Source organism: Thermococcus litoralis DSM 5473 (assembly GCF_000246985.2).
Lineage (GTDB): Archaea > Methanobacteriota_B > Thermococci > Thermococcales > Thermococcaceae > Thermococcus_A > Thermococcus_A litoralis.
The window spans coordinates 1,734,549-1,760,926 of the sequence record NC_022084.1 but is presented as its reverse complement, the minus strand read 5'-3'; the positions used below and the strand labels follow the sequence as shown (position 1 = coordinate 1,760,926).

Here is a 26,378-nt window from a genome sequence, read left to right as displayed (position 1 = left end):
ATCTTTCGCTCATGGGGTTTTCTTGAGCATCTCTTTAACAACTTCCGCTATAGCCCTTGCAACCGTCGGTGGAACCGACTCCCCAACGCTGTCATACTGGACATTTCTCCCTCCAAGGAAGATGTGATAGTCCGGATAACCCATAAGCCTCGCCTGCTCTCTAACCGTCAAAAGCCTATCCTCAAAGGGATGAATAAACCTGCTCGTCCCCCTAACAGTTGGGGCGGGCTTATAAGGGTGTAGTCTTATCCAGTTCTTAAATCTACCTCCAAAGGAGTGCAAAGCCTCTCCCCATCCAAGCTTCGCAATTGCTCTTCTTTTCTTGGCCGAAAGTGGAACGTATTCATGGTTTGGAATTTCTTTTTCAGAGAATCGTGGATCGGGAAGATCGCCTATTGCATCCCAGACCGTAAGCTTCTCTCTGACCTTCGGAGGATTCAAAGGAACGTTGGATATGAAGACCCTCTTTCTTATCTGGGGCGTTCTATAATCATAGGCATCCAATATGTTGAAATAAACCTCATAACCAGCTTTTTTGAACTCCTTTTGGAGGGCTTCTCTCAGAGGGCCTTCCATAACCTGAGGAACTTCCTCCATAACGAAAATTGCTGGCTTAAAAGCCTTCAAAAATCTGATGAAATGGAGAACCAATCTGCCAATTGGATCATTGTAGAGCCTATCGAGGGGGTTCTCCTTTCTCTTCAGGTTTATTGCGGTAAAGGGCTCACACGGAGGACCGCCTATAATCACTTCAACTTCTCCAATCTCCTTTTTGAGCTTCTCCGCATCAAGTCTCTTGATGTCCTCCACAAAGACAAACGTTTCGGGAAAATTGATCTGATAGGTCTTTGCTTTTGGAGGAAAATTCTCTACAGCGGCGACTATTTCAAATCCCTCTTCTTTAAACCCTCTGCTGAATCCCCCCGCACCTGCGAAGAGATCTATTACCTTCATCCATCCACCGAAAAGGGTATAAAAGCTAAGCTTTATAAGGTTTTCAAAGTACTCAAGAGAGGCGAGACCGGTGGAGCGAGAGATCACCGAAGAGAAGCTTAAAAAGTATTTTGAAATCACAAGGGAAGCCCTTGAGAAGCTTGAGATAGCAGTCCATGAAAAAAGCCTCCTCTTCTCTGTAGCGCAAGACTTTTTAACCATGGCAAAAAGCTACTATAGCGACGCTGAATACTACTACAAGAAAGGGGACTACGTCACAGCATTTGCCGCTTTGAACTACGCACATGGCTTTATTGACGCAGGAGTAAGGCTTGGAGTGTTTAAAGGTGAAGATGATAGACTATTTGCATTCGGGTGAGGAAGATGGGAGATTATATAGTCGTCCTTGAGGCTCCAATAATAGTGAGAGACGTTGAAAGTGCCGAAGATGCGATAAACGTTGCCGTATCAAAGGTGGCAAAGGCACTAAACAAGGAAAAACTCGACTTTGTGAGGGTTGAAATCGGTTATTCACAATGCCCTGTTTGTGGGTCACCATTTGAGAGCGCGTTTGTTATTGGAAATGTGGGCTTGGTTGGAATTTACCTAACGCTTAAGGTGTTCAATGCTCAAAGCCTTGAGCACGCGGAGAGGATAGCCAAAGCCGTTGTTGGAAAAGCTCTGAAAAAAGTGCCTCTAAAGGTTTTTGAGATTAAAGAGCTCCATAACGGAAAAGAAGAAGAGGGGATAGAGATAAACGATAACAACGGCGTTTGAGTTTTACAGCCTTTTTTCATTTTTCGCTGGGATTTATAATTTGGAGTTTATCGTTTTTAGCTTTTTTAAAACTAAAGACAACTTTTGTTTAGTAGTCTTCTGAACACATTTTTTACTATTAACAAGCGTAACAGTAAGTTTACATTATATCAAGTACTTAATTTGACATCCATATGTTAAATGTAGGCATGAGTCATATATGGAATAGTAAAAAATTTGATCAGTTAAGTGTAAGTTATTAGCGGTGGATATTCGTGTCAACTATAATTTTAGAACCTAGAAAAACTTCTAATTCATTGCTGGAACGGTACTATAACCTACTACATCAAGCCAAAGAGCTACTCGTTTCTTGTAAAAGTGAAATTAGAAGGTATAAAAGACTACTCAGACACACAAAAGACCCTGATGCAATATCAAAAATTCAGGAACAGCTGGATGCTCTTGAAGACCTAAAATGGTTCTTGCAGGATGCAATCAAGTATGCTCGCTTGTGTAGATGGCATAGTTGCATTGAAAAAGGTATCCAGCACCTAGAGAAGACTCTAAAGACAAGCAGGAATTCTTTCCGAAAACTTAATCGTTTATAACTCTAACGACATGAATATAGGGTACTCGTGGTGTGTTCCAAAAATTCAAGAGCTTCATAATAGTTTGGAAGCTTGTACGTTAAAGCTTATGATGACACTCTCAAGCTTTTCCTAAGGTTATCACTTTATCCGCCGCATTCTGCAAAGCCTCGCTCAAACCTTCTCTAGGCCCTACAACTATTACTTCCTTGCCAACCCGCTTGGCTTCAAAAAGTATTGGTAAGAAGTGAGCATCCCTAATTGCTAGAGCCAAAGCATTGATTTTTGGATTGTAAATCAGTCTCATGGCTTCAACTGTGAAAGCAACATCCACACGGCCATTCACTACAATTGGTTCTAAGCCAAGGCTAATCACGGCTTCAACTAATTTTAGAGGAGCGTTATGATTGAGAACAACTTTACCAACGATAATCCTACCTAAACCTTTCACAGCGCTTAAAATATTCCCCAAGTTAAAATCGAACTTTTTCAGCAAAACATTAGGTTCATTAACAAGCAAAGCAATCAACTTGCTCATGAGCATTCAACCCCCTAACGAGTTTAACTTCACTCCTCATCGTTTGAGTTCTATTATTTTTTGGCTTAAATACTATTAGGATATACTGAGCGGTGGTTTAGGACTGTTAAGGAAAGAACAAAGCGTTTCTGGAATAATTTCAGGAGTGAGGACTGGANGAGNGTTCATAGGTTTGTTTTTCTGTTTGCCTTCTGGTANAATTTTGTCAGAATTCATTCTAGGTTTGGTGGTCCGCCTGGTGATTTTGCTGAATGGCTTCAGGAGGTGATGCCCCAGTTATCCTAACAGTATCGTTCAGAGCAACAAAACTGTTTTATACATATATCTGGCAAGTCCTTTTTCATTGGATTATATAAATACAAAAATAATTAACTCTGAAAGAAGGAAGGAGAAAAGAGTAAACTATACTTTGCAGCAAGAGCAAGCCCCTTTCGCATGAACATAATTTTGTATTACAAAATTCAAGCCATTTTTAACCGAAATGGTAATTGTTGAGTGAAGTTTTTATAGTAACTAATGGTTATCAAAAACCTTATAAGTTGCCACCCACATAAAATAACACGTATACGTTTTATGATTAACTAATTGCCTAATACAATAACTCAGTTTGGGTATAATAGGTTAACAGAATTGCTTTGGTGATAACAATGGAAGATCCAAATGTTGAAAAGAAGAGTAATGAAGTGGAGATTCCTAAAGCTCCCAACTTTGTAGAACGTTTTGTTACAAGTGTGGTGATTAATCATACACCCGATGAGTTGTTCATTATAGAGTTTCTCAGACCAGAATTATCTGCTTATGCTGAAAAGAATAGTGGAAAGATTTTAGGTCACAAAGGAATGTTAATATCTGACGTCAGGATATACATGACTCCCAAAGTGGCTAAGAGACTTCTCAACGCATTAAAGGAGAATATTGCTAAGTATGAGGAAAAATTTGGCCCTATTATTCTAGAAGAAGAAACGAAGAAATAAGGATAAGCACGAAGGCTTAAATTTTGAGTTGAATGGGGTGATTGGTAATGGAAAGATATACTGAAGATTTTCCAATGCCATCTGATAATCAAACTAACTGGCATCCATCCAAGTACCAGGTGTTGCCTATTTCTCAAGATTATATCCGTTTTCAGCCAAAATATTACCTAAAGGAGCCTAGTACTGCCGACAAATCTTCAAAATTAAAGTTGATCAGCCCCTCATTTCAAACACAACAATCTAGAATGAGAGTACCGATTTCTTTCAGACCATTTTCAGTACTGGAAATTAAAAAGCATATAGAGACATTTTTAAAAGAAGAATTTAGAAGAGTACCCTTAATAAGGGTTGCCAAATACCATAGCCCGGAAGATGGAAAAGAAGAAATCCTTGTGTTCATCAAAGTTGAGAGACATCCATATAGAACCATAAAAGAAATCTATAAAAAGCTCCAAGAGAAAGATCCCGAACTTGCTGAAATTGTCCAAATTCTACCGTCATTCGATTGAAGAGGGTTAGCCATGGAGCCCAAAGCTTTTCTTGAGTTTTCTAAAGAACTTCGTAATCTCTGCCAGAATCCTAATTCAGGCTTTTCTAAATCATTTCAAACTAGACAAGATTATCCTGAGATAGTGTACAGGACTATGGCAAACAGAAGTTACTACTATCTCTACCATGAAGTGAAACCTATCCTAATAAACCTAATAAAGAGTGATTTCGACATCCTTCAAGAACTCGACAAGATAGGCATAACACCAGAGGGAATAGATGAGATTTTCAGTCACCACTCAAAAATAATTAGATTCTTTGAGGACTTGGAAAGGTTATTTAAAAAATATAATCTCAAAAACCTTAAATACGAAGCGCAACAAGTAGCTAAAACACTCAAATCATATAAAACCCTTAGAGAACTCGCGGATTATTATATAAATATCACAGAAGGAGAAGTAGACACTTCAATAGGTTCACTTCAAATAAACTTCAACAAGCCCTCTCAAGCGGTCATTGACTATCTCACGGAAGATGTAGAAAAGGCAAAAGAAGATATTATTGAAGTAATAAAAGATATTTTTGAAAAAATCAAACATATTACAGATTTTTATTATGTACAAGAGATAAGGGACATTGTTGAGAAGCTCTCAAAGAGACCTTGGTTCTTAACTAAGTTCCCTTAAAGGCAAACCCTATAAATAATTAACACAAAGTTATGATATCGTATCACAATAGTGAAATCAGTTCCACGGGAGGAGGCAGGCTCTGATGGTTGGGCAGGAAGTCATTGAACCACTAGCGAAATTTCATGCACAGATAGACGGAGGTTCAATTAATGGTATGGGATGAACTAACTCCTGAACAGCGGGAATTGTTAGTAGAACAATACCTGATCCTCCTCATTGGAGTAGTAGATACCCCTATCCCCACTAATCTACATTTGCATAAAGAATTCTTCATCCTTCGTAATGTTGCTCCCGATTTATCAAAAATCATTAAGTTCGAGAAGCATATGTATGGCCCATATTCTCCAGACCTAAATGAAGCCTTGAAGAACCCGGTATACTATCCTGAAGCATTTGAGTTCTATGTTGAAGATCTTCCATTAGTGAAACGAATGATTACTAAGATATCTTTAACTTCTGAAGGCAGAGCTGTTTTCAGAAAGCTCACTGAAGAGTATTCACATGAGGAATCTTTCAAGGAGTTTTTAGCCATAGCAAAAGCCATTAGATTAATGTACGATTCATTGAGTGTTGAAGAGCTTCTCTTATTAATCTACTCAACCTTCAAGGACTGGACTAAATACTCTTCAGTTTATACGTCTCTAATGGCGCCCTCCCGCAGAAAACGGCTTGCATATGAATTATACAGAAAGGGAATAATTAGCAAGAGCAAATACCAAGAGATTTTGGAGGCAAAACCATGATAGATACAAAGGTTATAAGCGATTCAACATTCTACATCTGTTTCTTAGATGATATAAGTTATCCAGAAGGCCTCAAAAAGATAATCTGCAGTGGGAAATTTAAATTTGTCATCGGACCTATAGTGATGAGTGAAATAGAAAAATCCCCTAACTATCATTTCATTAAACCCGATCTATCAAAGGTTCAAGAAAATCCCTTACCCTTTAATTATGGAGAAATAGTGCGTCCATTTCTAGGAATTGAGGAAATTAAAAAGGGAGAACATGAAGTTATTGGCATTGCTATTGTATACTATCTCATGGGGAGAGAATTCATTTTAATCCTTGATGAAGATGGTCCCCGGGAGATTATAGAGAAAAAATTATCCGGTCTAAAATCAAAAATGACCGGGACAATTGGATTTATAAAATTATGCTATTATCCATACGCAATATACACTCGGGAAGAAGCAATAAGTATTTTAGAGAAAATTAGGAAATCTAAATTTAGAGTTACTTCCAACATTATAGACAATGCACTCAAAGAAATTAGAGGTGTAACATATGACAACTGCTCTTAACATTAAAGAATCAATCCTTGACAAAAACTCTGAATTTAACATTAAACGATTTACATTAGGAGGCATTAAGATAGAGAGACCTATCAAAGTCCTAAATGTGAACAACATAACCCTCAAAACTTATGAAGAACAAAAAAGAGGTCTTGAGAAATACACGCTCTTTTATGAGGTCTCTTCAACACTCCAAGAAAGTACAGTTAACGCCATACTCGATGAAACTGAAAATGGAAACATAACTCGTCTTTTTAAATACAAGAGATGGGCCTCTCCGCTAATCTTAACATATACCCTAAGCTTCAACCCACTCCGGCCACAAATTTTGGACGGTCTAAAGGATCTTTCGGGATTCCTCTCATATTATTACGCATACTCATCAATAGCCCTCTTAGTTCCCAATATAAAAGTCAAAAAGAGCATTCCTGTCAAAAAAGATCCTGAAACTGGAAAAGTAAAATACAGACCCATAAAAATAGCTAATTTGGATGACTATATCAAATACGTTGACTGGAGCGTTGAAAAACTTGACAGTAAAAACAACAAACCTATATTCGTCCCGGTTTCCCTCAAATTCGGAATGAGGGACCTTGCAAAACTCGCGGAGCACTATCTCAAAAAAGAATACTTCAACATCTGGATAGATTTTGAAAGTGGATTGCCCTCACCCCAAAACATAGGAAAAATCCGCCAGTTCCTTGAGGTCTTTAGAGAAAACGAGAGATTAGAAGATATCGTTGTCTACACAACCAATCTCAACAGAGAATTCGAATCAAGTCCCCAACTAACGTTAACCCCTGGAACCGACCCCGTGACAACCCTAACTGGAGCTAACTTCGTAGGAGGCAACAAAGGAAAAGGAGTGCCTGGAGACAACCTTCCAAAACCCGAAAAGCCAGGAGAACTCTTAGAATACAAAGCAAGACTCTTTGATCCCGATACCTACTATTATCTTCATCCTAAGCTAATAAATGACCCAACGCTCCAAGAGATTTTATTAATAAAGGAGTATAACATTATGCTCAACACACTAAGAATTAATGTGGAACTCATAAATCAAGCTGAGTACTTCTTAGAAAATCAAGAAATCCAACCATACGCCGAGCAAAAACAGATGCTCAAAGAATACAGGGAGGGGGAGCTATTAAAAGCCCTATTCTCTCCAATCAAAAGAGGATTCAAGACAAAATCAACTAAACCCTCAGAACTTCCAAAAGTTAACCTCCTCTCATTCCTACCCAAGAAAGAGGGGTGAGTCAATGAGCCAAGAACTTATCGAACCACTAGCGAAATTTCACGCTTTCTTTTTGGAGGAGTGTTTAGATTTGGCTTTGAGGATATTCAAATAAGCTCTCCAGAGTTCTTTGATTATGTTTTCAATCTCCATAATTTCCTTCTTGAAGACTTTAACCTCAATGACAGAGGAAAATGGAAATACTAGCCATGACTCTGGATAAGAATGGACGAAAGTGCTGTACTCGTCATATTTAGCTTTTAATCCTTTAACCCCGGACCATTTCTCAACGAGGATCATCACCAAATCATTGGCAGGATACGGTGGGATAATAAATGCTGAATTCTTATTAGCCCCGTTTCTCATTCTACCTATAGCCTCTATGACATCTTTTCCAAATGTATCAGGGTTAGGCAGGTTGAGAACTTCTCCAATATGCTCAAAATCCTTAGTAGCATAGGGCGTTATCTGTGCATGGAGGAGATAGCGTGGAACTTCTCTCGGGAGACTCTCACCACATATCTCTTTACCAAAGAGAAAGACAAATGATGGGAATGTTACCTCTGATATAACGATACTCCAGAATTTGTCCTTTCCAGGAAGATTTGGATACTTTTCTTTGAGTCTATTATAAAGTTCATTTACTATCTTTCTAGCATTTACCAAGTTAAGCATGAGCTTTTTATTGTCCCTCCATTCGTACCATTCTTTTGAGACTAATAAGGCATAACTAGGAGAAGGAAGACCATACCTTCTGTAAGCCTTGAGTAGAAGGTAATCGCCGAAAAAAGCCCAACTAAAGTCCTCTAAGAACTTACGAAACTCCCTATAGCAACTTGGAAATAGGCCACTCTTTACCATCTGACGAATTGTTTCTATAATCACTCTCGCCTCAATCATGTATGCTGGCATGGCAAGAGGGATTTTCCTCCTGTTCGAGAGTCTTCAGAGTTTCTCTCGCGTTGTTTCAATTATTTCTAGTATTCCATTTAAGCTATTGTCAATAGCTTCTAGATCGTGCTTGCATAGATTCTTAACAGTCCTCTGAACTCTCTCCATATCTCTTTGGCGTTTCTCCTGATTCCTATGCAAAAGTATTTCAATAGTTGGCAAACGGCTTGAAGAGACATAATTGTATTTTTCCCAAATTGGAGTACTTCCACTGGAGAACTCCTCTACATAATCCATAAATTTATCCCACTTTATCAAGATTTTTAAACCGTAAGGCTTTTTCATAAATTTGTTTGTACCGAAAATCTCAACCATGGGATGCCTTCTTTATTCAGTATGTCATTTACTGCGTTTATGAACATTTTTGCCCTTTCGTAAAATTCTTCTTTTGTTTTGGATGTTTCACTAATATATCCTAACCTCTCAATTACGTATTCGATTGCTTCATTTGGAAAGTCAACATAGAGTGTTGAAGATTGGCCTCGAAATAGCTTGAAATAGGGATTGGGCTTGACAACGATGGTTCCAAAGAAAGGCCACATATCTTTGGAACATTCATATAAAATTTGTTTAACATTTTCTATATTTTCATTTTCAGAAAATTATCTGTAATACCAATTCTTTCCAGAACCTTGGAAACTTCCTCAGCCTCAATTTGACGGATCCTCTGAATGATTTCATGTGGATTTTTCTCTTCGGGATACATCATTTGGATCCTTTTTACTCTCTCACAAGCATCACTTAGCAGAAACTCCTTTGATTGCCTAATTGGGTATTTCGAAGAAAGGCTGTTTTTGAGTATAACTTCATACACTTCGTCTGGATATGAAACCTCTCGAAGTATATCCTCCATTGTAATTTTACTTTTACGTGTCCAAAGTCTCCATATCGCCCACGCTACCATCCTACGGGTTGAATTCCTAACGCTTTTCCTGAGTACGTTATAAATTTCCTCAAGCTCAAACTCTACTTCTACATGACTTTCAAATTGGGATTGAACCATTAGATTTTCTTCTACAAGAAGTGTAAGTACATCATCTAAGATTACTTTCAATGCATCTAATGAGAGGCCTGAGAGGGACAACAACTTTTCAAGAAGTTCATGTTTTTTCTCCTCTTCTTGTTTGAAAAGATCCATTCGAATTGCAAGAAAAATATTCCAGTATCCGTCCAAAACAAAACGAGGAGGTAACTTTTCAAAAATATAAAACAATTCACTAGTTCGCATTGTTCCTCCTCTCCCAAATATTCTCTGTCTGTATTCACCAGAATTCCATGAGTTGTTGATATAGTGCCTTCATTTCCTTTGCAGAACCATAGAGTTGAACTTTTGTTTTACCATGGATTTCTATGATCCCTTCTTCCCAATGATACCTTGTTCATTATATTTTAATCCTTGAATTTCCTCTAATTTCCACGACACTACATCATCACTCTTAAAGAGAAGACCTCTCTTGGCATAGAGGATCAACCGCTTGTCGGTAAGTATCACTTGATACAACTTATCTCCATAACCCACATAAGTATTGCTTTGAAACCTAATTTCCTCATTTGGCATTAAATAATCTTCAAGCGCCATATATATCACCATACAAATTACGATGTTATCCCTTAAATATTTTCCGTACGTAAATATTATGCTTGTTTAGTGTTCTAATTTTACTTCCCTACACGGTCACAACTGGCTGAATTTTTTTACCTTTGCTCAAATGCCTCTCTATCCCTTTATTATCTTAGTTGCAAGATTAGAGAGAATAGCTGCGATGATAGCACTAATTGGATCTGATTGGATCTGCCAAAAGTATTAACTCATCTATATTGGCCAGATTCTAGGAGCCTAAAATGAAACTTTATTCTCTTAGACTCATAAGGGGCAAGTTTGAAGGGTTCTGAGAAAGCAGTGTTAAATTTAGAGTATTTTTCAACTCTTGCTTCAATCATAAGATACTCATTTTCCCCTAGAGGATACAAAGTACTGTCATGGTTTTCGATCTGAATTGTTACGGAAATCTCCTTACCACTACGACATGTCCACGGCATTTTGATTTGAACAAAAATAGAAGAAGGGATAGTCATACTCACCACCTGAAAACTTCTTGGTTCTCACTCATACCGATCCTAACTATTAACAACAAAAGAAGAATGAAAATGTTCAGTAGTACTGATGCAGTAGGTAATTGGAGAACAGGAATCGAAGGCATAATTTGGTGTATTAGCGAAAAACACCAATATAGAAGACCGTAACCAAATATCCTACCAAGTACATAAGCCACAGATGCAAAGAGACCTATCATTCCAAGAGCAAAAACTCCAACAATATCTAATGCGCTAATTACCAAGAGAAACAAACCCCACGTTTGCAAAGTCCAAGATGCAGCCTCTAGAACATTCAGCTGAATAGCAACGTTGACAAGAATTGTAACTACCATACCCCAAATTCCAACGAATATTGAGATTAAGACTCCCCCAATAACATCCTCAAGACTATCTCCAATTCCGGAAAGTGGATCCTTTCTCATAGTTACCACCCTTCTACAATCCATCACCTCATTAACTTTCAAAATCTTTTGAAAAAACAAAAGAAAAACATCTCTCACCTATTCATACTACCTGTTTTCCTTAATATTTTTCTATGTTTTTCTAATAAAAATTTTCTGATTAACACCTTTACGGTGATTGTATTAGTGCTCCTTTCTTGCTAATTGTTGAGAGCTAAATCCATGTTCAGAACTGAGTTTCGAATAGTTCTCCGATCTTCCCCCATCTTTACTACTATATATCCATCAAGAGGGTTACTTAGTCATCTTCGCATAAGTTTGGGAATCTTGAAGAGTTTAAGAAAGATAAGAAGACTTACCAAAGCAAGAGTTACAAAAATCGAGAGAGCAGAGTTATAAACTCCAAAAATATTAGAAAATTTTAGTCAAAAATCCTCAGTAACTTGTTTGCAATTCTCGAATACTACTCATCCGCTTGCTTAACTTTGGCTAAATAATGCATTGAACCAACAGTTATTGGAGCCCTTCCTTGAATGAAATCTGCAACGGGCTCTGGAACTCAGTTAAGAATCAAGAAGTTGTAGTTCCACTCTCTTAAGTACTTTCCCGGCATGCTAAAGATACTGTTAGGATAAGCTGTGGGGTGTCAGGTTTAAGTTACTGGCAGTACTTCAGAAAAAGAAGGGGGAACATGAAGTCTGAAACCATTATTTACTGGGTAGTCTCAGCCTTAAAACCCTTTCGTCGCAACAAAATCCCACCAGAAAAGAAAATCAGGGGAGTAGAACTATACCTGCAAGGCCTCAGTTACCGGCAAATCGCCAGAATCCTCAGAATCAGTCACGTAACAGTCTGGGAGGCAGTCCAAAAACTCGCAGAAGCAGTTTACAAGCCAAAAATCCTCGCAGTCAAAAAACAGCGAAACTTCATCGCAGTTGACGAAACAGTAATAAAAATCAACGGGAAGAAAAGATACCTCTGGGCTGCAATTGACGTTGAGAGCAAGGAGGTTTTGGCAGTCTGGATTACAACTGTTAGAAACTGGTGGGTTGCCAGGGATTTCATTTTGGTTGTTTTGAAGTCCTGTGAAGGGCAGCCTGTTTTTCTGGTTGACAGGGCGAGCTGGTATAAGTCAGCGTTTAAGAGTCTGGGGTTGGGTTATCTGCATGTGACTTTCGGGCCGAGGAACAGTGTTGAGCGCTGGTTTAGGACGTTGAAGGAAAGAACAAAGCGTTTTTGGAATAATTTCAGGAGTGAGGACTGGAGGAGGGTTCATAGGTTTGTTTTTCTGTTTGCCTTCTGGTACAATTTTGTCAGAATTCATTCTAGGTTTGGTGGTCCGCCTGGTGATTTTGCTGAATGGCTTCAGGAGGTGATACCCCAGTTATCCTAACAGTATCGCATGCTAAAAGCACAAATTCTGTTTATTATTGCCTTGCTAGTCAAGTCAATCCTCTTTGACTCTAAATCAAAATTCTAGGCATGTATGCATAGTAGACGTTCTTAGTTCCCCTGAGCATTGATGAGGATATTGGCAATGTTGTTATTTTAATTATTATTTATCATTCAATAAATTAGAGTCCTCAAAATTAGATACAAGGGCAGATGCTTCTACTATCCTTATTTCAGAAAACGCCAAAAGTTTGAATATCATCTTAGTTTCTTCTTTCTTAATTTTTCTGTATGCATTTAACACTTCCTCATCAGAGGGAACATAGTTATCACTTCCAGCTTTTGGAATCTTAACACTTTTCCTAGACTTGGCAAGAGCATGTTAGCAATTCATGGGAGTGTCTCCTATTCAAAAAATTAAACAAAAAATAAAAGATTTAACCTCCGAGCAAGTTAGTAGTGAATTCTGATTCGCTTTCAGCCAAAGTAAAGACTAACTCTCTGCCACCAACTTCAATAACTGGTTGCAAAATTACCCTAACCTTAGTTCTTTCACCATTCTTTATGTGGCTAACCCACCACTCATCAAGCATTCTGTTGTCCAATTTAGTAACAAATGTAAGCGTTGCATCAGACTTTGGCTGTATAATGGTTGCAACATTACTCGAACCTTCGGCAATCTTAATCCCATTCATCTCAACTAAATAGCGAAGTTTTGTTATTGGCACTGGTATCAAATTGTCGTTGTAGATTGTGGCTAATGTTATGATTTCCGTATAATCAGCAGTAACATCTCCCCAATGCGACTTTATTGACTCGATTGTAAGGGTAATCGGACCAATACTAACTTTTTGCGGAGTATCCGAATTCAATCCCGCTAGTATGCTAGTCTTTAGTGGACTTGAAAACTCAATTGGGAACTGAACTTTTGTAACTTTCAGATTAAAGGTCAAGAACCCCTTAATCCTCATTATTGATTTCTCTCCATTCTTTATATGGGAAACCCACCATTCAGGAATTTTACTGTTGTCAAACTTTGTTGAAATAACTATTGTTGATTCTGACTTTGCTTTAATCTCTCCAATTGTTGAAGAACCTGCACCCAGTTTTATGTCATTCATGTAAACTTCTACTAGGGCATTCTCTATTGGAATTGGGACTGCATTAGGGTTGTAGATTGTGATTTCGGTAATTATTTCAGTTGTTGAATGGGTTATTTCTCTCCATTTATGCTTTATGAGTTTTATTTCTGGCTTTTCTAATATTTGTGTAGTAGTTGTTGATGAGGTATTTAAGGAAGTTCCTTTTTGTGTACACCCAGCAAAGGCAACACTCAACAATAACACAACAACCAGACCACAAGTCAATTTCATTTTCTCCATTTTTACCCCTCCGATGGAGTAGAGAGTATAAAAAGGAAAATCAAGATTTCTTAGCTAACCACAGGAGAACTCCTTTAATAAATGGCCAATTTGTCTTGATATAAGCTCCATTCTGTTCATCACTGAGTGCCATACTGGAACCATAAGCCACTACTCTGCCATTGCCAACTTCCACTGCAGCTGCAACTATTGGCTTAGAACCCTTTCCTTTGCTGACAACTCCCGCATCAGAGACTGCATACGAGCTCTCATAACCTCTTATTAACCACACTGCACTTCCACTTATATCTAAAGTATCACCGCAGTAATAGAGTTGATGATCCTCACTAAGAAATCTTGTTGTGGGGTGTTCGAGGTTAAATTCGCCAATAAGTGGATAATAAGATTCTCCAGTGTTGTGTTCGTCATCTATGAGCTCATCATCATTAAACTTAATTCCAAACTCCTCAGTTACCTTATTAAGACTTCGGTAGTAGACATACTTGTACCAGTCCCCCGCAATCAGGAGACCACCTCCGTTCTTGATCCATTCCTTAATTGCTTGAGCTTCCTCATTAGAAATATCAGATTTCGGATTAGGTATAATTAGCACATTGTAGTTGGAGAGTACGCTAGATGTTATCGGTTGATAGTTCACATCAACTGACCATCCGAGCTCTTCTTTTATCTTGTTTATAAGCCCAGTAAGCCTCTGATCATTGAAATATTGATTATGTGATGCATCTATGAGAACTTTGATTGTTCTACTCTTTCCCATTGTCTGGTTTGAGATAATATTCTCGCCTCCGCTAGTTCCTATTTGGGGAATATTAAGGAGTTGATATAAAAGTTGATAGTAATCTATATCTAATGAATCTAGGTATTCGATGATTTTTCCCGCTGTCAGATATCTATCCTCCCCCGCAATTACAATAACGAGTTGAGGTTTTGTCCAAACGTTTGCTTTTACAAATATTCTTTGCTTTCCTTCAATTACAAATTCTTGTTCTTTTTCATCTAGAACCTCCTGAACCACCTCACCAACTCCATCATAAGCTTTTGGACCTCCGAGTATTATGATAAGTCGCTCAGTTTTATACTTGTCGAAATCTTTTGCATAAACATGAATAACTTGAAATCCTACCTTTTGGAGAGATTCTGCAAGTGTTTTTCCTTTAAGTTGCCAGTCTATATCATTAGCAAGTATGACGACACTTCTTAAAGCTGGTTTATACTCAAAACTGCTTGCCCATTCCACTGCATTCTTCAGTAATTTATGCGAATTCTCATCCTCCCCTGCTTCCACCTCAAAACTGAAATATACAGTTCTAATGCCACATTCTAAATAGGGTTCGTCTCTCACTACAATCCCTGCTCTACCATCATCAGAAACAGCTACTGCTCTCGCTAGACCAAGCTCTCCTGCGAGTTTGAGTATTCTTCCCTTTTCAAGAATCTCTTTTGGTGCTGGAATCGTTTTCTTGTTCCCTAAGATTTCAATAGTGAAGTCTTTTTCTCCGAACTGGAGTTTTGAGATCGAATCTATGAGCTCTCCATTCAATGCTCTTTCTTGATATTTTAATGATGACTTTCCAATAATTCTCTTTTGGTATTCCGAGAGTTTGTTTAGGAATTCTTGGCTCTCACTCTTAATGCTTCTCCATCTCTCCCTGCTCCTGTAGAGGATCTCGGATGGTAAGACAAATTGCCATCCGAAGAGTGTATAACCATTCTGTCCAATTTTTTCATAAGCACTTGGGATTTTAATTTTGAACTCGGTCAGCAGACCACTTAATATCGGATGTGCTTCTCTTACCTCAAGCTTACCTGAGAATGGGGCGTAAACTGGAAATAGTGGCATTGAGCCAACTACTGTAGCAACCTCTACCTGCCCGGCCATATAGAGGCCATCAGCTAGTGTTTTCTTTGCTTGCTCTATAAGTGGAGCAAGTTTAAAGCCTAGAACTGTCGCAAGAGTCTCCTTCTTTGCCTCTACTATGTCGCATAAATTTTTACTCTCAAGAAGTGCTTGGGGGAGGTTTGCATTGACATACAACACGCTTAAGTTTCCGACGTGCTTTGGAACTCCAACTTCTACTTGCTTCTCTGGAGATTCATAGATAATTGAATCATGGAGACTACCATGTGTGACTATAAGTCCTCCGTTATGCTCTCGCAGATACCTTATAAGGTTGTTCTGTTCGTCTAAGGAGAGTTCCCATGGATTAAGCCAGATATTAGAAAGGATAACTACTTTTGGCTCAAAGGACGTTATTTGTTCGAAGTCAAATTTGGTAATTATCTTAAGTTGGTAATCTTTGGCAAGAACACTCCAATAGTGTTTCGGGAACAAGTATCCTTCGTATTCTTTTGCAAGAGTCATATTTTCTAAGAGTTCTTGTATCCTAGCCCTGATAGGTGATTTTAGGGGATAATTCTCTTCAATATTGTTTAATAACTCCTGCATCCAAGGGACTAAGGACTTTCCGTACCAAGAAGGATATGAAGGGTCTACAATTAGTACTTTCTTTCCTTGTGGATTATCAACGATGTAATATCTAGGAACACTTTCAAATGAGTTACCGCTTTTGTCTGTTGCGATTATTTTGTACCATACTTCAGAACCCGCCTGCTGAGAGGGTATCTGCCCTTTATATCGGCTATAAGTCATGGGAAGAACGTTGAAAATATTAAGCAAGTCTTCTAGTCCTCCTAGTAAGCTCTCCTTTTTCATTTGGACTTCCTGCCAGTTTCCATTGTTGACCTTGTAGAGAAGAGATACCTTTTCAATTCCACTGTTATCTGCAACAAGAACTTCTACAGAATATGGACTGCCTTCATGCACTATTATTGGCTCCAATATTGTCCCTTGAATCAAGTCTTCCTCCACCACAAGAGGGGGTATATTGTCCCCAAAGATGTCAAATGCTACTACTGGATTGCTCAAAAACAGGAGACTAATCAAGAGTGCTATTACCCTTTTCATTCTTATTCCCCTCCTTTAGAGGAATAAGAATGACTTGGACAATATCTCCCTCATTTAACCCCAAAGCACTTCTTTCTTCTTCGGGAATTTTAATTCTCCCACCTTTTTGAACTCTTGCCTTGTAAACAGCAGTTTGATTAAAGAATGTTATTACAACATCGCGCAGTGTATTCTGGAGATCTTTCCATTTAATTTGGGCTAATGCTGTAATCAGATTCAAAACATTTCTAGTGTGTTCGTCTGTCATATACTTTTACCTCCTTTCAAAGACATTTATAGTATTTTAAAGTACTTAGAATATTTAACTTTTACGGAACACAAAAGTTGACATATGTATAACAAAGGTGAAACTAATGTATATAATAAGGGAAGGCTTTAACCAGGAGGTACTGGGTTGAGGGCAAGAATAGGGAATGTTCTTAGGTTTTCAGCTTCTGGAACTGATAAGTTGACAAACCAAAGCTGAAACTTTTAATAGTGAAAACCCAGTAGGCTGTTATCTTCGAGATTGTAGGTGTTACATAGGAAAAGCGTATGAAGAAAAGGAGGTCAGTGTTGCACCTTTATCTCGCTTTAGAGTATGCGGAGCAAAAGACTATTGGGCTATATTCTATGAAAGTGTGGAAGAAGGTTTAAGAAAAACCAAACATAAGGAATGACTTCCAGTTCTGGTTTTATTATAACTAGAGGATTAGAGGAATAGAACAAGTTTCAAAGGAAAAAAGATGATTGAAGAAGGAAAAATTCGTCAAAAGAAATATAAATGGATGTAAGGCACTAATTGTAGTTTAGATTATTATCAAAACTCACTTAGACTTTTTTATAAAGAAGTTTCTCGGCAGAAAGACGAGATTGCAGAATTTCCCCTGTTCCTATGACTCTTAGAACTTCTTTTATTTTTTAATACCACACTAAAAAAAGTTCACTTTTTTACTAAAGAAAAAAAGAAGTTCTGAAAAAAAGTTTATAGAAGAGAACAGTGTCGTCAGAAGTCTTACATATCTTAGGACTTTTTTTGAGATCGGTAAAAAACGTTTTGCATAGAGCAGACGATACTCTCAAATAGATAACAACACAAATACCTCTCCCTTCCTTGATGCTTAGCTCTTACATAGCAAAAAAGTATAAAGACTTTCTAGTACCCTTGCTCTATCTGTGAGAATAATCTTTGGATTGCTTTAGATGTCTTTATGTCTCTTTTTGTTAGTTAATGTAGCTATATATTAGTACAAAACCATAAGAATAGAGTATCCTAAGTTGGTACTACTAACAAAAAATATTTGACTCTTTGTTACGTAATTTTAAATGACAGTGACAATGTGTAAAGTTATAACGGGTGGTGGATATGGCTAGGAAATTTATCACAACTAAGGAATTCGCGGAAATGTATGGGGTAAAAATTGGAACGGTTCAAGCATGGTGCAGGAACAAACGGCTCAAAGCCATAAAGCTTGGGAAGGAGTGGAGGATTCCACTCTCAGAACTCGAGAAATTAGGTATAAAAATCGATACAGGGAAATAAGGTGGTTAGAATGTCAGACAACGAGGTAACTTCAAACTTACGCGACCTTGCTTTCGAGATAGGAGAACTTAAGGGTTACCTGCAGGCCAACTTTAAGTTCCTCAGGGAGATAGTTGACGAAATGATTCAGATTCTTGATGATCTCATTCAATCCAACAACTCCCACACTAGTGTGGAAGGTGATAAAAAGACGAAGAACAAGGGAGAAAAAGTTATATACAAAAAGGAAAAAACTCTAAATAGGGATTGGGAAAATGACTGACTATATTCTTGCTCTACCTCCACGCTCAGGCGGAACAACTATGTCCCTAGCACTCGGAATCCATCTTGGCAAAGTTCTCTACCTTAATAACCGATATGCAAATATTGAGCAAGCTTGTCGTAATTTGGAAAAACTAGACTTAGATCCAAACTTCAAAGGAGTTCTTATCATGGGGCAAAATAGAATTGAAGAAATTAGACAATATTATCTAAAGATGCCTATATACAGTCAAATTTTAACGCCAGCTGACGCAATTGCCTTCGGCATGTTGGAAAATAAGCATCCCTATTATCTACTTTTGGAATGGGCTAAAAATTCCAGCATCACCCTTACTGTTCCACAAATAGCATGGAGGGATCTTTCACCAGACCAATATGATGTGCTAATTATTGATGAAGATAGAACTTTGGACACATTTTATCCAGAGGACGTAGAGCTAATTAAAATAACAATTTCAAAATTTCAGTTCTCCATCGAGATTCCAATTTTGGGACTTTTGGATTTTATTCCCAACAAAATCAAAAAAGAGTATCCTGAATTCTTAGATTGGCTCAACGAACTTGCGGAACTAAAACAAAATAACAACTTCTGGGACTACTATAATGAAGCCGTCCAGAATGGCTCCAGTGAACCTATTATCGATGCATTGGAAAGCCTAATGGAGGACATTCCAGAACCACCATTCACAAGCTGGGCGTTAGACGAAAAAATCAGAACAGCAGAAGAGCTCCTAAGAAAAGGCTGGAAAGAAGAGGAGTATGACGTTATCAGGTTCTTTGTTGCGTCTTTGTTCTACTTGGGATATTACCTTGAACGCCACAGAAAACCACCTAATGGGAAAATCATCTACTTAGTAGCCGACAGGGTTTTACTCTTTAAAGATTGGCTGAATGGGTTCAAGCATATTATAATCAGGGGTAATGACCGTGGGAAAGCAGAAGCATTCTTTAACGCTCTTGGCAGAACTAAGGTAGGCATAATTGAAGATCAAAACTTCCGTTATGCTCGTAACTTCATAGTAGTTCACTCAGATATTTTCGAAGTAGGAAAACTGCTTGATTCTCAAAACGTTCCGTTTCTTGTCTTCGCTGGAACTAAGGAGATAGCTGAGAAAGTCCTTCAAAAGTTCAGGGAAATAGGCATTCACAATATTGAGTTAGTGGATAACTTAACGCCCTACGAGTATATAAAGGAATGCTACATGACAGGTCGGTCACTTGTATTCTACGCAAACAGCACAATTTCCAGAGGGGTGGATTTACCATTCTACGATGTAGTTCTGGTGTATCACTTTGGTTTCGCAACGCCTTTTGAGGAAATAACTAACCCTGACTTAGCTACAGAAACACTGATTAACGAACTAGAACAATCAATCCTTAGAATCTCACCTATTCCGTTTTATCGTGAGGAAAGTCCTAAACTCGTAATCTTCCACTCTAACATTCCAAAACTACGTTACTTAGCAGACAGAATCTTTGGAGTCGTAGAACCGAGTAAACTAAAAACAATTATACCCTTTTTGTCTAAAGTAGAAAAGAAGGAATTCAAGGAATCTTTAGGAAAATATCTCGGTTTTAAGGAGACTAAAATTTCGGGTAGATTATACTTATTAATCAGTCCGAAAATTAAGTCTCTGAATATCGGGGAAATTCTGTTTTACTCGGTTCTAATGTCCCAAAATCCAAAAATATTCAAAAGGGTATTTTTGTTAGGCATTAGACCTGAGGATTTGGAGCTTTGGTTTAGACACATCGAGGGCTTTGAATTCAGGAAATGGAAGGAACTCAGGGAAGACCTGAGGAAAGTCGAGAAGAAGAAGGAGAAAATTGAATGGTTCATCAGCTTCCTCAAAGAGTTGGATGCTTTTGATGAAGTTGGGAGCGGTGTCAATCTTAGAACGGGCAGGCATTACAGGATCCTCAAGGTCAAAAAATTTGACAAGCTGAAGGAGGGTGCCCTCCTGCTTTTGTAGTGAGTCATACATAGGTGAACTTGCGAAAACTATTTAGGTCTAAAGAGGACTCAAAGTATGGGGAAGTAAAGTTGATAAGGGCTCTGGTTAAACTCATGTTTTCGATTTTGATACGTGTAATGTTGTTATTAGCGCTTCCAGTACTTGCCTTTCTTAAGCTCGGATGGGGTTCAGATTTCCTAATGGTTATTATAATTTATGCTCAATTGCTCGTTATCTGGAGGCAGGCTGAAATTTATGAGAGACAAAATCTTTTGTTGCTTAATCAGTTTGAACCATCATTTAGTGTTAGAATAAACGATAACATGCTAATTATAGAGAATGTGAGCCAAAATCCTGCTTATGATGTTGGAATAGTAAGAGTATTACGGGAAGACGGTAAGCCAATTCCTCCTGAAAAATGGAGAGAGTATATAAGTTTCCCCGAAGAATATCTCATTCAATGTTTAAGTCCAAAAGAAAGTGGTATTCTTAGTGATTTTATAGATGAAACTTATTTTTTTTGGAAAGAGTATTGAGGTTTCATATCGCACAAGACTTGGTGAAGAGAGAAGTTTTTTCATAATTCCATTACCTGGAAGACATCCCCTAGTTGAATATCCAAGACAGAAATTACCTGGTTTTCTTTATAGATTATTTGAAACATTGGAGGTATTTGCAAAACTCCTTGATTACTCTTGGAAGTCAAGAAAATATAAAAAGAACAAAGAGAAACCTAAGTCTAACTAGGCACGAACCATCAAAAAGCGTCCATCATTTAGTACTTTCGCAAGATCCCATCCGTTGAGCAGGTAGAACTGGAGTTCATCTTCATCCACAATGGCGTATTCCTTCTTTTTGGCAGATTTACTGATTTCTTCTTTGATTAGGTTGCCTATTGCGGTGGCAATGTCGTAGAACCCCTGACCTCTGTGCTCTTCAAGGACTGTGTCCAACCTTTCTTCGTTTACACCGAGTGCTTTGGCTATCAATTTCAGAATTTCCATCTTGTCAGCAGTTGTTTTCTCAAAGATGGTGAGTCTGGGGATTGCTATTTGTTTGTATTCTTCTCCAGCCCTTTCAACATTTTGACGTAGGTAGCTCCTATCTAAGTATCCCTCGTGCCCCATCAAAGCATGGGTTAGAGCGTCGGGAAGTCCGCAGTTAGACCTGAAAAACTTACGAGTGCTATGGATGTGAATGAGTCTCCTGCCTGTCCTTGGATCCCTTTCGTCGAGTCCAGCACGCTTGAGAGCTTCCCAGAGGATAGCTTGAGCTGTAGAAACTGAGATTGGCCAGACTCTGTTGTCGTCTTTTTCTGTGTAGTATGCATATCTACCGTGCTTTGGAATGTAATAACGTTTTGGAGCACGCTTGTTGAGTATTAGTCTTAGCTTCAGCCATTCTTCTATAGCATCCCTTGCCTCGTATGTGAAAAAGACTACACGTCCACCGTAACCTCCCTTCGTGTACTCGGGTCGGATGTAGGCACGGGGTGGGTCTTTTTCAAGGTCTAAATCCGAGATTTTCAACTGTAAGGCTTCTCCGATACGGCAACCAGTGCTTAGAAGGAACAGAAACAGGCTTCTCCCAGCTAAACTCATATGGGTTAGTATACGTTTCCACTCATCGTGACTTCCTGCTTTATCAAAGGTTGAGGGTTTGCTTGGTGGTAGAATTCTCCTTCTAATTCGTCTCCATGTTTCCTCAGGAATAACAATTCCCTGATCCCGATAATAAGACAGCACTGCAGTTACGTAGTTGTTGATGGTTTTTGGTGTATAGCCCTCGGTTCTAAGGTCACGAATCCATGTTGTTATAGCATCCAGAAGTTCATCTGGAGTAGTCATGTAACCAAATTTGTCGTGGAATTGCCTTAGTGCAGATAGGTATGTTTTCTGGGTGTGCTCCGACGTAAAATATGTTTCGATCCATTTTTCATAGTGTTCCATATTGCATCACCTATTAGTAATAACGTTACAATTGTTCTTATCGTTTACGCTAAACAAAACATAAGGTTTTTAAAGCTTTTTCTAAACAAAGCTTTTAAGCTTCCTTGCTGCAAAGGACAACATAACTTTTGGAGGTTTTGACATGGCAAAGTTCATCTTTGTAACCGGTGGGGTTGTGAGTGGACTTGGAAAGGGAATAACGAGCGCTTCACTGGGCATGCTCATGAAATCTAGAGGATTCAGAACTACAAACATCAAAATTGACCCATACATCAACTACGATGCCGGAACAATGAGTCCATACCAACATGGAGAGGTCTTCGTGCTCGACGATGGAGGAGAGGTTGACCTCGACCTTGGAAACTACGAGCGCTTTTTGGACACAAACCTAACATTTGACCACAACATTACAACTGGAAAGGTATACTCCACGGTTATAGAAAAAGAGAGAAGAGGAGACTATTTAGGCGCAACCGTGCAGGTTATACCCCACATTACCAACGAGATTAAGGAACGCATAAGGAGAATAGCCGAGGAGTATGATGTTGTCGTCGTTGAAATAGGAGGTACAGTTGGAGACATAGAGAGCATGCCCTTCCTTGAGGCAGCCCGTCAGATGCAGCTTGAAGAAGGGAGAGAAAACGTTGCTTTTGTTCATGTAACCTACGTTCCAAAGCTTAAAGTTGTTGGAGAGCAAAAAACAAAGCCTACACAACACAGCGTTAAAGAGCTCCGCTCCCTTGGAATTCAGCCTGATGCAATAATAGCTAGAAGCGAGGATCCGCTGGAAGAGGGGGCTAGAAAGAAGATAAGTCTCTTCACAAACGTGCCAGAAGAGGCGGTAATAAGTGCCTATGACGTTGAAGACACCTACGAAGTTCCTCTCCTCCTTGAGAGGGAAGGGCTTGGCAAATACTTGACCAAAAGGCTTGGACTAGAAGAGAGGGAGCCAGAGTTAAGGGCATGGGAAGAAATGGTCAGGAAATACAAGGGATTGAAAGATGAGGTGGAGATAGCGATTGTAGGGAAGTACGTTAAGCTTGCCGACTCATATCTCAGCATAAAAGAAGCATTGAAGCATTCAAGTGTTGCCAATGATGTTAAGGTAAAGATAAGGTGGATTGAGGCAGAGGACTTAGAAAAAGAGGGCTTCAAGCTCCTTGAAGGGGTTCACGGTATAATAGTGCCCGGCGGATTTGGTGCAAGGGGAAGCGAGGGCAAGATTATGGCCATCCAGTATGCGAGAGAAAATGATATCCCCTTCCTTGGCATCTGCTTTGGATTCCAGCTAACCGTTGTGGAGTTTGCAAGACACGTTCTCGGTCTTGAAGGAGCAAATTCAACCGAGATAAATCCGCAAACGCCGTATCCAGTTGTTGACCTCATGCCGGAGCAGAGGGGGCTTGACAAGCTCGGCGGCACGATGAGGCTTGGGGCATATCCAATCAAGATAAAAGAGGGTACTCTTGCCCACAGGCTCTACGGTAGGGAGCTTATATACGAACGCCACAGGCACCGCTGGGAGGTAAGCCCTGAGTACATCGAACGGCTCGAAAAGGCTGGTCTTGTCTTCAGCGGCATAGCTGGAGACGATGAAAGGAGGATGGAGATCCTTGAGTTGCCGGATAAGCGCTATTTCATAGCGACTCAGTTCCATCCAGAGTTTAAGTCAAGACCTATGAAACCTGCACCTGTGTTTAGAGGATTGGTAAAAGCGGCAAAAGAAATGAAAGGCTAAAATTCAAACTCCAATAGTTTTTCTTCTTTTTCCTTCTCCGAAAGCTCAAGATAGAGCATCAAACCCCCAATGGCTACTAAAGCTTGAATTATCGCCTGGAATGGAGCTTGTAAAAGGTTGGCTATTAAATTCGCCATAAAGTCGGTTCTCCCAAAAAACAGCACACCAATGAAAGATGCTGGAACCGCTAAAAGGAAAAAGATCGATACAGCAAGCAACGCTCCAAAAGTTACGGAAGAGAGTTTATTTCTAAACGCCAGTGAAAAACAGGCTAAGGAGGCACTGATGGAATTGCTCATAACATAGATAGGCACTGCCATCGAGCTTGCCCCTATCACAAATAAAACGAGTGGGATTTCAACTAAGAATAGGAGAAAGACTAATGCCGGATTTCCTCCAGAGATGAAGAGCAAAACTCCGAAGACGAAGAGGGGGATTGAGAGTACTGCGAAGCTTATAATTCCAACGATCAAAATCGTCAAAAACACCTGAAAGACGTGCATTATTCCCTCGTATATTAGGTCAACGAGGGAGTATTCTCTTCCTTCCTCTGCCATTAAAGCCCCTTTTATCATGGCATACTCACTCAACGCCTGGAGGAGAAGGGAGATAACCATGAAAATCAGTAAAAACTTGAAAAAATTTGCAAACTCAGCAAGCATCTCTTCAGAAAACGCGCCATGCTCCTCAAAGATAACGCTCTCATTGCCACCTTCTTGAAATTCAGAAAAGCTTCCAAACATCGGCATCTCCTTGACAAGGTAAGCTGAAACCGGGCTTAAAATAATCGAGATAATCAGCGGAATTAGCAAGAGCTTGGGATTTTTTGTAATAACTACAATGGTTCTGGCGAAGGCATTTACAGCTCCCATTCCTACCACCAAGCGAGATAGGGGGTCATGGTTTTAAGGATTTTGGAAAGGGAGGGCGTGTTTAGTTTCACCCCCTGTTATTTAAACAGTATTTGACTCTGAGGAGGATTTTCAGACCATAACACATTACCCCAAGCAAAATTCGGGTTACAGTAGTCTTTTTCAGAAAACAGGGGATCCTACTGCCAAACCACGTTGTAAACGCACCCCAGAACCCCTCATGAGGATTCCTATACCTGTACTCTTCTTCAGAAAACACTCTATCTCTCTTCTTACTGCCAAAACCACCTGGAAGGTTCTTAGTCTTCTTAACAATCGGCCGATAACCCTTTTCCACCACAGTGTTCAGAACTTTCTTTGAATCATAAGCCCCATCAGCATAAAAATTCCCAGAACCCTCCGGCAGGAGTTCAATCAGCTCGTTCTCAGAAGTCGTGATCTTCACAGCAACCGGATACAGTAAACCCGGCAGGATTCTCGTTATTGCCTGAACTTCTATCCTGTCCTTTTTTTATTTGTGATAATGGTTGAGTCTGCTTGAGTGCTGGCGTAGGGTAATTTCTGGAGTTTTTTCAGGAGGTGGTTTGTCAGTTCTTCGAGGTTCAGCTTTTTCTCCCAGTTGTGGAGGGTTGAGTAGTGAATGTTTGCTCCGAAGAATTTTCTGCCGTAGTGCTGGGCGTCTCTGAGGGGTAGGTTGTAGTATTGTTTAAAGAGGAGTATTGCCAGTATTGTTTTTACTGGAAATTTTTTGGATTTTGGCAGGTTCTTCAGCTTTCCTTCTGATTCAAAGTCTGCTAAAACGTCGAGGATTATGAATGCCACGCTTTCAGGGTCTTTGAGTCTGTGATCCCATCTGGGGATCACGACAACCACCTGAAAGAATTCAGCAAAAACCCTAATAAAGGTTACTATAAACACGCCCTGGAAAGGGAAAAGATTTATAAGCAAATCCCTAAAATGCCCATAGGGTTAAGATCATCATGAGGTGAGAGTTATGGCTATCTGGCAGGGAAGATCACTCAAAAAGCCTTCAGGTGGAAGGATTATACTCGCAAGAAAGAAGAGAAAGAGGGAACTCGGAAGAGAACCAGCCTTTACAAGGGTAGTTGAAGACAAAGAAGAGAGGAAGATAATCAGAACATACGGCGGCAACAGAAAGGTCAGACTCGTAAAGGCACTCTATGCAAACGTTTTCGAAAACGGAAAGGGTAAGAAGGTAAAGATAATCAGCGTAGTTGAGAACCCAGCCAACAGGCAGTACGTAAGAAGAAACATCATCACAAAGGGTGCAATAATCCAGACAGAGATTGGAAAGGCAATCGTTACCTCAAGACCAGGCCAAGATGGTGTTGTAAACGCAGTTCTCATTAAGGAAGAAAACGCATGAGTTCTTCTC

31 protein-coding genes and 2 pseudogenes are annotated in these 26,378 nt (G+C 39.2%); 16 read left to right on the top strand and 17 right to left on the bottom strand.

Going from position 1 to position 26,378, the window contains the following annotated elements; genetic code table 11:
• Window positions 1-9 precede the first annotated feature (9 nt).
• Window positions 10-954: a DNA cytosine methyltransferase gene (locus OCC_RS09575; protein ID WP_004066876.1), complete on the bottom strand. Its 945-nt coding sequence runs from the start codon at window positions 952-954 to the stop codon at window positions 10-12.
• A gap of 70 nt (window positions 955-1,024) precedes the next feature.
• Here OCC_RS09575 and OCC_RS09570 point away from each other — a divergent pair, with 70 nt between their 5' ends.
• Together OCC_RS09570 and OCC_RS09565 are read left to right on the top strand one after the other, a co-directional pair.
• Window positions 1,025-1,312, top strand: a complete 288-nt coding sequence (locus tag OCC_RS09570; protein WP_004066878.1) for a DUF357 domain-containing protein — start codon at window positions 1,025-1,027, stop codon at window positions 1,310-1,312.
• 5 nt (window positions 1,313-1,317) lie between these two features.
• Window positions 1,318-1,710 (top strand): DUF555 domain-containing protein, encoded by a 393-nt coding sequence (locus tag OCC_RS09565; protein WP_004066880.1) that lies wholly within the window; start codon window positions 1,318-1,320, stop codon window positions 1,708-1,710.
• A gap of 687 nt (window positions 1,711-2,397) precedes the next feature.
• On the opposite strand, the gene OCC_RS09555 is transcribed toward OCC_RS09565, so the two are convergent.
• Window positions 2,398-2,820, bottom strand: a complete 423-nt coding sequence (locus tag OCC_RS09555; RefSeq protein WP_004066883.1) for an NYN domain-containing protein — start codon at window positions 2,818-2,820, stop codon at window positions 2,398-2,400.
• Window positions 2,821-2,901: 81 nt separating this feature from the next.
• Between OCC_RS09555 and OCC_RS12475 the strand changes: the two are divergent.
• From OCC_RS12475 to OCC_RS09525, 7 genes and pseudogenes are all read left to right on the top strand, one after another.
• Window positions 2,902-3,099: pseudogene (locus OCC_RS12475) on the top strand (IS6 family transposase); the annotation flags it as partial.
• A gap of 362 nt (window positions 3,100-3,461) precedes the next feature.
• Window positions 3,462-3,788, top strand: a complete 327-nt coding sequence (locus OCC_RS09550; RefSeq protein WP_004066885.1) for a DUF3467 domain-containing protein — start codon at window positions 3,462-3,464, stop codon at window positions 3,786-3,788.
• Between the two features lie 47 nt (window positions 3,789-3,835).
• Window positions 3,836-4,297 carry a hypothetical protein gene (locus OCC_RS09545; protein ID WP_004066887.1) on the top strand — a complete coding sequence of 154 codons (462 nt, stop codon included), beginning with the start codon at window positions 3,836-3,838 and terminating at the stop codon, window positions 4,295-4,297.
• A gap of 12 nt (window positions 4,298-4,309) precedes the next feature.
• Window positions 4,310-4,963: a hypothetical protein gene (locus tag OCC_RS09540; protein ID WP_004066889.1), complete on the top strand. Its 654-nt coding sequence runs from the start codon at window positions 4,310-4,312 to the stop codon at window positions 4,961-4,963.
• Between the two features lie 152 nt (window positions 4,964-5,115).
• On the top strand, window positions 5,116-5,709 hold the full coding sequence (locus tag OCC_RS09535; RefSeq protein ID WP_004066891.1) for a hypothetical protein: 594 nt from the start codon (window positions 5,116-5,118) through the stop codon (window positions 5,707-5,709).
• Complete coding sequence (locus OCC_RS09530) at window positions 5,706-6,269, top strand: hypothetical protein (RefSeq protein ID WP_004066893.1); 564 nt, start codon at window positions 5,706-5,708, stop codon at window positions 6,267-6,269. Before OCC_RS09535 ends, OCC_RS09530 begins: the two co-directional genes overlap by 4 nt.
• Window positions 6,253-7,518 carry a hypothetical protein gene (locus tag OCC_RS09525; RefSeq protein ID WP_004066895.1) on the top strand — a complete coding sequence of 422 codons (1,266 nt, stop codon included), beginning with the start codon at window positions 6,253-6,255 and terminating at the stop codon, window positions 7,516-7,518. The genes OCC_RS09530 and OCC_RS09525 overlap by 17 nt, the downstream gene beginning before the upstream one ends.
• Before the next feature lie 39 nt (window positions 7,519-7,557).
• On the opposite strand, the gene OCC_RS09520 is transcribed toward OCC_RS09525, so the two are convergent.
• From OCC_RS09520 to OCC_RS13175, 7 genes and pseudogenes are all read right to left on the bottom strand, one after another.
• Complete coding sequence (locus OCC_RS09520) at window positions 7,558-8,409, bottom strand: hypothetical protein (RefSeq protein WP_004066896.1); 852 nt, start codon at window positions 8,407-8,409, stop codon at window positions 7,558-7,560.
• A gap of 33 nt (window positions 8,410-8,442) precedes the next feature.
• Window positions 8,443-8,706, bottom strand: a complete 264-nt coding sequence (locus OCC_RS09515) for a hypothetical protein (protein WP_148290448.1) — start codon at window positions 8,704-8,706, stop codon at window positions 8,443-8,445.
• 23 nt (window positions 8,707-8,729) lie between these two features.
• Window positions 8,730-8,990, bottom strand: coding sequence for a hypothetical protein (locus OCC_RS09510; protein ID WP_004066901.1), 261 nt, complete (start codon window positions 8,988-8,990; stop codon window positions 8,730-8,732).
• Window positions 8,991-9,028: 38 nt separating this feature from the next.
• The gene (locus OCC_RS09505) at window positions 9,029-9,676 is read right to left on the bottom strand and encodes a hypothetical protein (RefSeq protein WP_004066903.1); all 648 of its coding nucleotides are present in this window, start codon (window positions 9,674-9,676) and stop codon (window positions 9,029-9,031) included.
• A 120-nt stretch (window positions 9,677-9,796) separates the two neighbouring features.
• Window positions 9,797-10,027: a hypothetical protein gene (locus tag OCC_RS09500; protein ID WP_004066905.1), complete on the bottom strand. Its 231-nt coding sequence runs from the start codon at window positions 10,025-10,027 to the stop codon at window positions 9,797-9,799.
• A 499-nt stretch (window positions 10,028-10,526) separates the two neighbouring features.
• Window positions 10,527-10,967: a hypothetical protein gene (locus OCC_RS09490; RefSeq protein WP_004066909.1), complete on the bottom strand. Its 441-nt coding sequence runs from the start codon at window positions 10,965-10,967 to the stop codon at window positions 10,527-10,529.
• Between the two features lie 442 nt (window positions 10,968-11,409).
• Window positions 11,410-11,493 (bottom strand): annotated as a pseudogene (locus OCC_RS13175) (integrase); the annotation flags it as partial.
• Between the two features lie 144 nt (window positions 11,494-11,637).
• On the opposite strand from OCC_RS13175, the gene OCC_RS09485 reads away from it, so the two are divergent.
• Window positions 11,638-12,339, top strand: a complete 702-nt coding sequence (locus OCC_RS09485) for an IS6 family transposase (protein ID WP_004066911.1) — start codon at window positions 11,638-11,640, stop codon at window positions 12,337-12,339.
• A 162-nt stretch (window positions 12,340-12,501) separates the two neighbouring features.
• Here OCC_RS09485 and OCC_RS13170 read toward each other — a convergent pair whose 3' ends face one another.
• From OCC_RS13170 to OCC_RS09470, 4 genes are all read right to left on the bottom strand, one after another.
• Window positions 12,502-12,687, bottom strand: a complete 186-nt coding sequence (locus OCC_RS13170) for an integrase (RefSeq protein ID WP_084684324.1) — start codon at window positions 12,685-12,687, stop codon at window positions 12,502-12,504.
• Between the two features lie 88 nt (window positions 12,688-12,775).
• On the bottom strand, window positions 12,776-13,720 hold the full coding sequence (locus tag OCC_RS09480; protein WP_004066913.1) for an LEA type 2 family protein: 945 nt from the start codon (window positions 13,718-13,720) through the stop codon (window positions 12,776-12,778).
• Window positions 13,721-13,760: 40 nt separating this feature from the next.
• Entirely contained in the window at window positions 13,761-16,685 is a 2,925-nt protein-coding gene (locus tag OCC_RS09475) for a motility-associated ABC transporter substrate-binding family protein (protein ID WP_004066914.1), read from the bottom strand.
• The gene (locus OCC_RS09470) at window positions 16,657-16,932 is read right to left on the bottom strand and encodes an AbrB/MazE/SpoVT family DNA-binding domain-containing protein (RefSeq protein ID WP_004066916.1); all 276 of its coding nucleotides are present in this window, start codon (window positions 16,930-16,932) and stop codon (window positions 16,657-16,659) included. Before OCC_RS09470 ends, OCC_RS09475 begins: the two co-directional genes overlap by 29 nt.
• A gap of 1,098 nt (window positions 16,933-18,030) precedes the next feature.
• Between OCC_RS09470 and OCC_RS12320 the strand changes: the two genes are divergently transcribed.
• The 4 genes from OCC_RS12320 (at window position 18,031) to OCC_RS09455 (ending at window position 20,959) form a co-directional block, all read left to right on the top strand.
• Window positions 18,031-18,207, top strand: a complete 177-nt coding sequence (locus OCC_RS12320) for a helix-turn-helix domain-containing protein (RefSeq protein WP_004066918.1) — start codon at window positions 18,031-18,033, stop codon at window positions 18,205-18,207.
• A gap of 10 nt (window positions 18,208-18,217) precedes the next feature.
• On the top strand, window positions 18,218-18,469 hold the full coding sequence (locus OCC_RS09465) for a hypothetical protein (RefSeq protein ID WP_004066920.1): 252 nt from the start codon (window positions 18,218-18,220) through the stop codon (window positions 18,467-18,469).
• Window positions 18,462-20,441: a type 2 periplasmic-binding domain-containing protein gene (locus OCC_RS09460; protein WP_148290447.1), complete on the top strand. Its 1,980-nt coding sequence runs from the start codon at window positions 18,462-18,464 to the stop codon at window positions 20,439-20,441. Before OCC_RS09465 ends, OCC_RS09460 begins: the two co-directional genes overlap by 8 nt.
• 71 nt (window positions 20,442-20,512) lie before the next feature.
• Window positions 20,513-20,959, top strand: coding sequence for a DUF2244 domain-containing protein (locus tag OCC_RS09455; protein WP_148290446.1), 447 nt, complete (start codon window positions 20,513-20,515; stop codon window positions 20,957-20,959).
• A gap of 207 nt (window positions 20,960-21,166) precedes the next feature.
• Here the strand turns inward: OCC_RS09455 and OCC_RS09445 are convergent, their stop codons facing one another.
• The gene (locus OCC_RS09445; protein ID WP_004066928.1) at window positions 21,167-22,372 is read right to left on the bottom strand and encodes a tyrosine-type recombinase/integrase; all 1,206 of its coding nucleotides are present in this window, start codon (window positions 22,370-22,372) and stop codon (window positions 21,167-21,169) included.
• Between the two features lie 142 nt (window positions 22,373-22,514).
• Between OCC_RS09445 and pyrG the strand changes: the two genes are divergently transcribed.
• Window positions 22,515-24,110, top strand: coding sequence for a glutamine hydrolyzing CTP synthase (gene pyrG / locus OCC_RS09440; protein WP_004066931.1), 1,596 nt, complete (start codon window positions 22,515-22,517; stop codon window positions 24,108-24,110).
• On the opposite strand, the gene OCC_RS09435 is transcribed toward pyrG, so the two are convergent.
• From OCC_RS09435 to OCC_RS09425, 3 genes are read right to left on the bottom strand one after another with little or no spacing between them, the layout of a single operon-like run.
• Window positions 24,107-24,991, bottom strand: coding sequence for a hypothetical protein (locus tag OCC_RS09435; RefSeq protein WP_148290445.1), 885 nt, complete (start codon window positions 24,989-24,991; stop codon window positions 24,107-24,109). The two genes, pyrG and OCC_RS09435, sit on opposite strands and share 4 nt — an antisense overlap.
• A gap of 58 nt (window positions 24,992-25,049) precedes the next feature.
• Window positions 25,050-25,427, bottom strand: a complete 378-nt coding sequence (locus OCC_RS09430) for a hypothetical protein (RefSeq protein WP_020953784.1) — start codon at window positions 25,425-25,427, stop codon at window positions 25,050-25,052.
• A 50-nt stretch (window positions 25,428-25,477) separates the two neighbouring features.
• A complete protein-coding gene (locus tag OCC_RS09425; protein ID WP_148290407.1) occupies window positions 25,478-25,855 on the bottom strand; it encodes a hypothetical protein in 378 nt (125 codons plus the stop codon).
• Window positions 25,856-25,976: 121 nt separating this feature from the next.
• Between OCC_RS09425 and OCC_RS09420 the strand changes: the two genes are divergently transcribed.
• The gene (locus OCC_RS09420; RefSeq protein WP_004067041.1) at window positions 25,977-26,369 is read left to right on the top strand and encodes a 30S ribosomal protein S8e; all 393 of its coding nucleotides are present in this window, start codon (window positions 25,977-25,979) and stop codon (window positions 26,367-26,369) included.
• The last annotated feature ends 9 nt before the right edge of the window (window positions 26,370-26,378 follow it).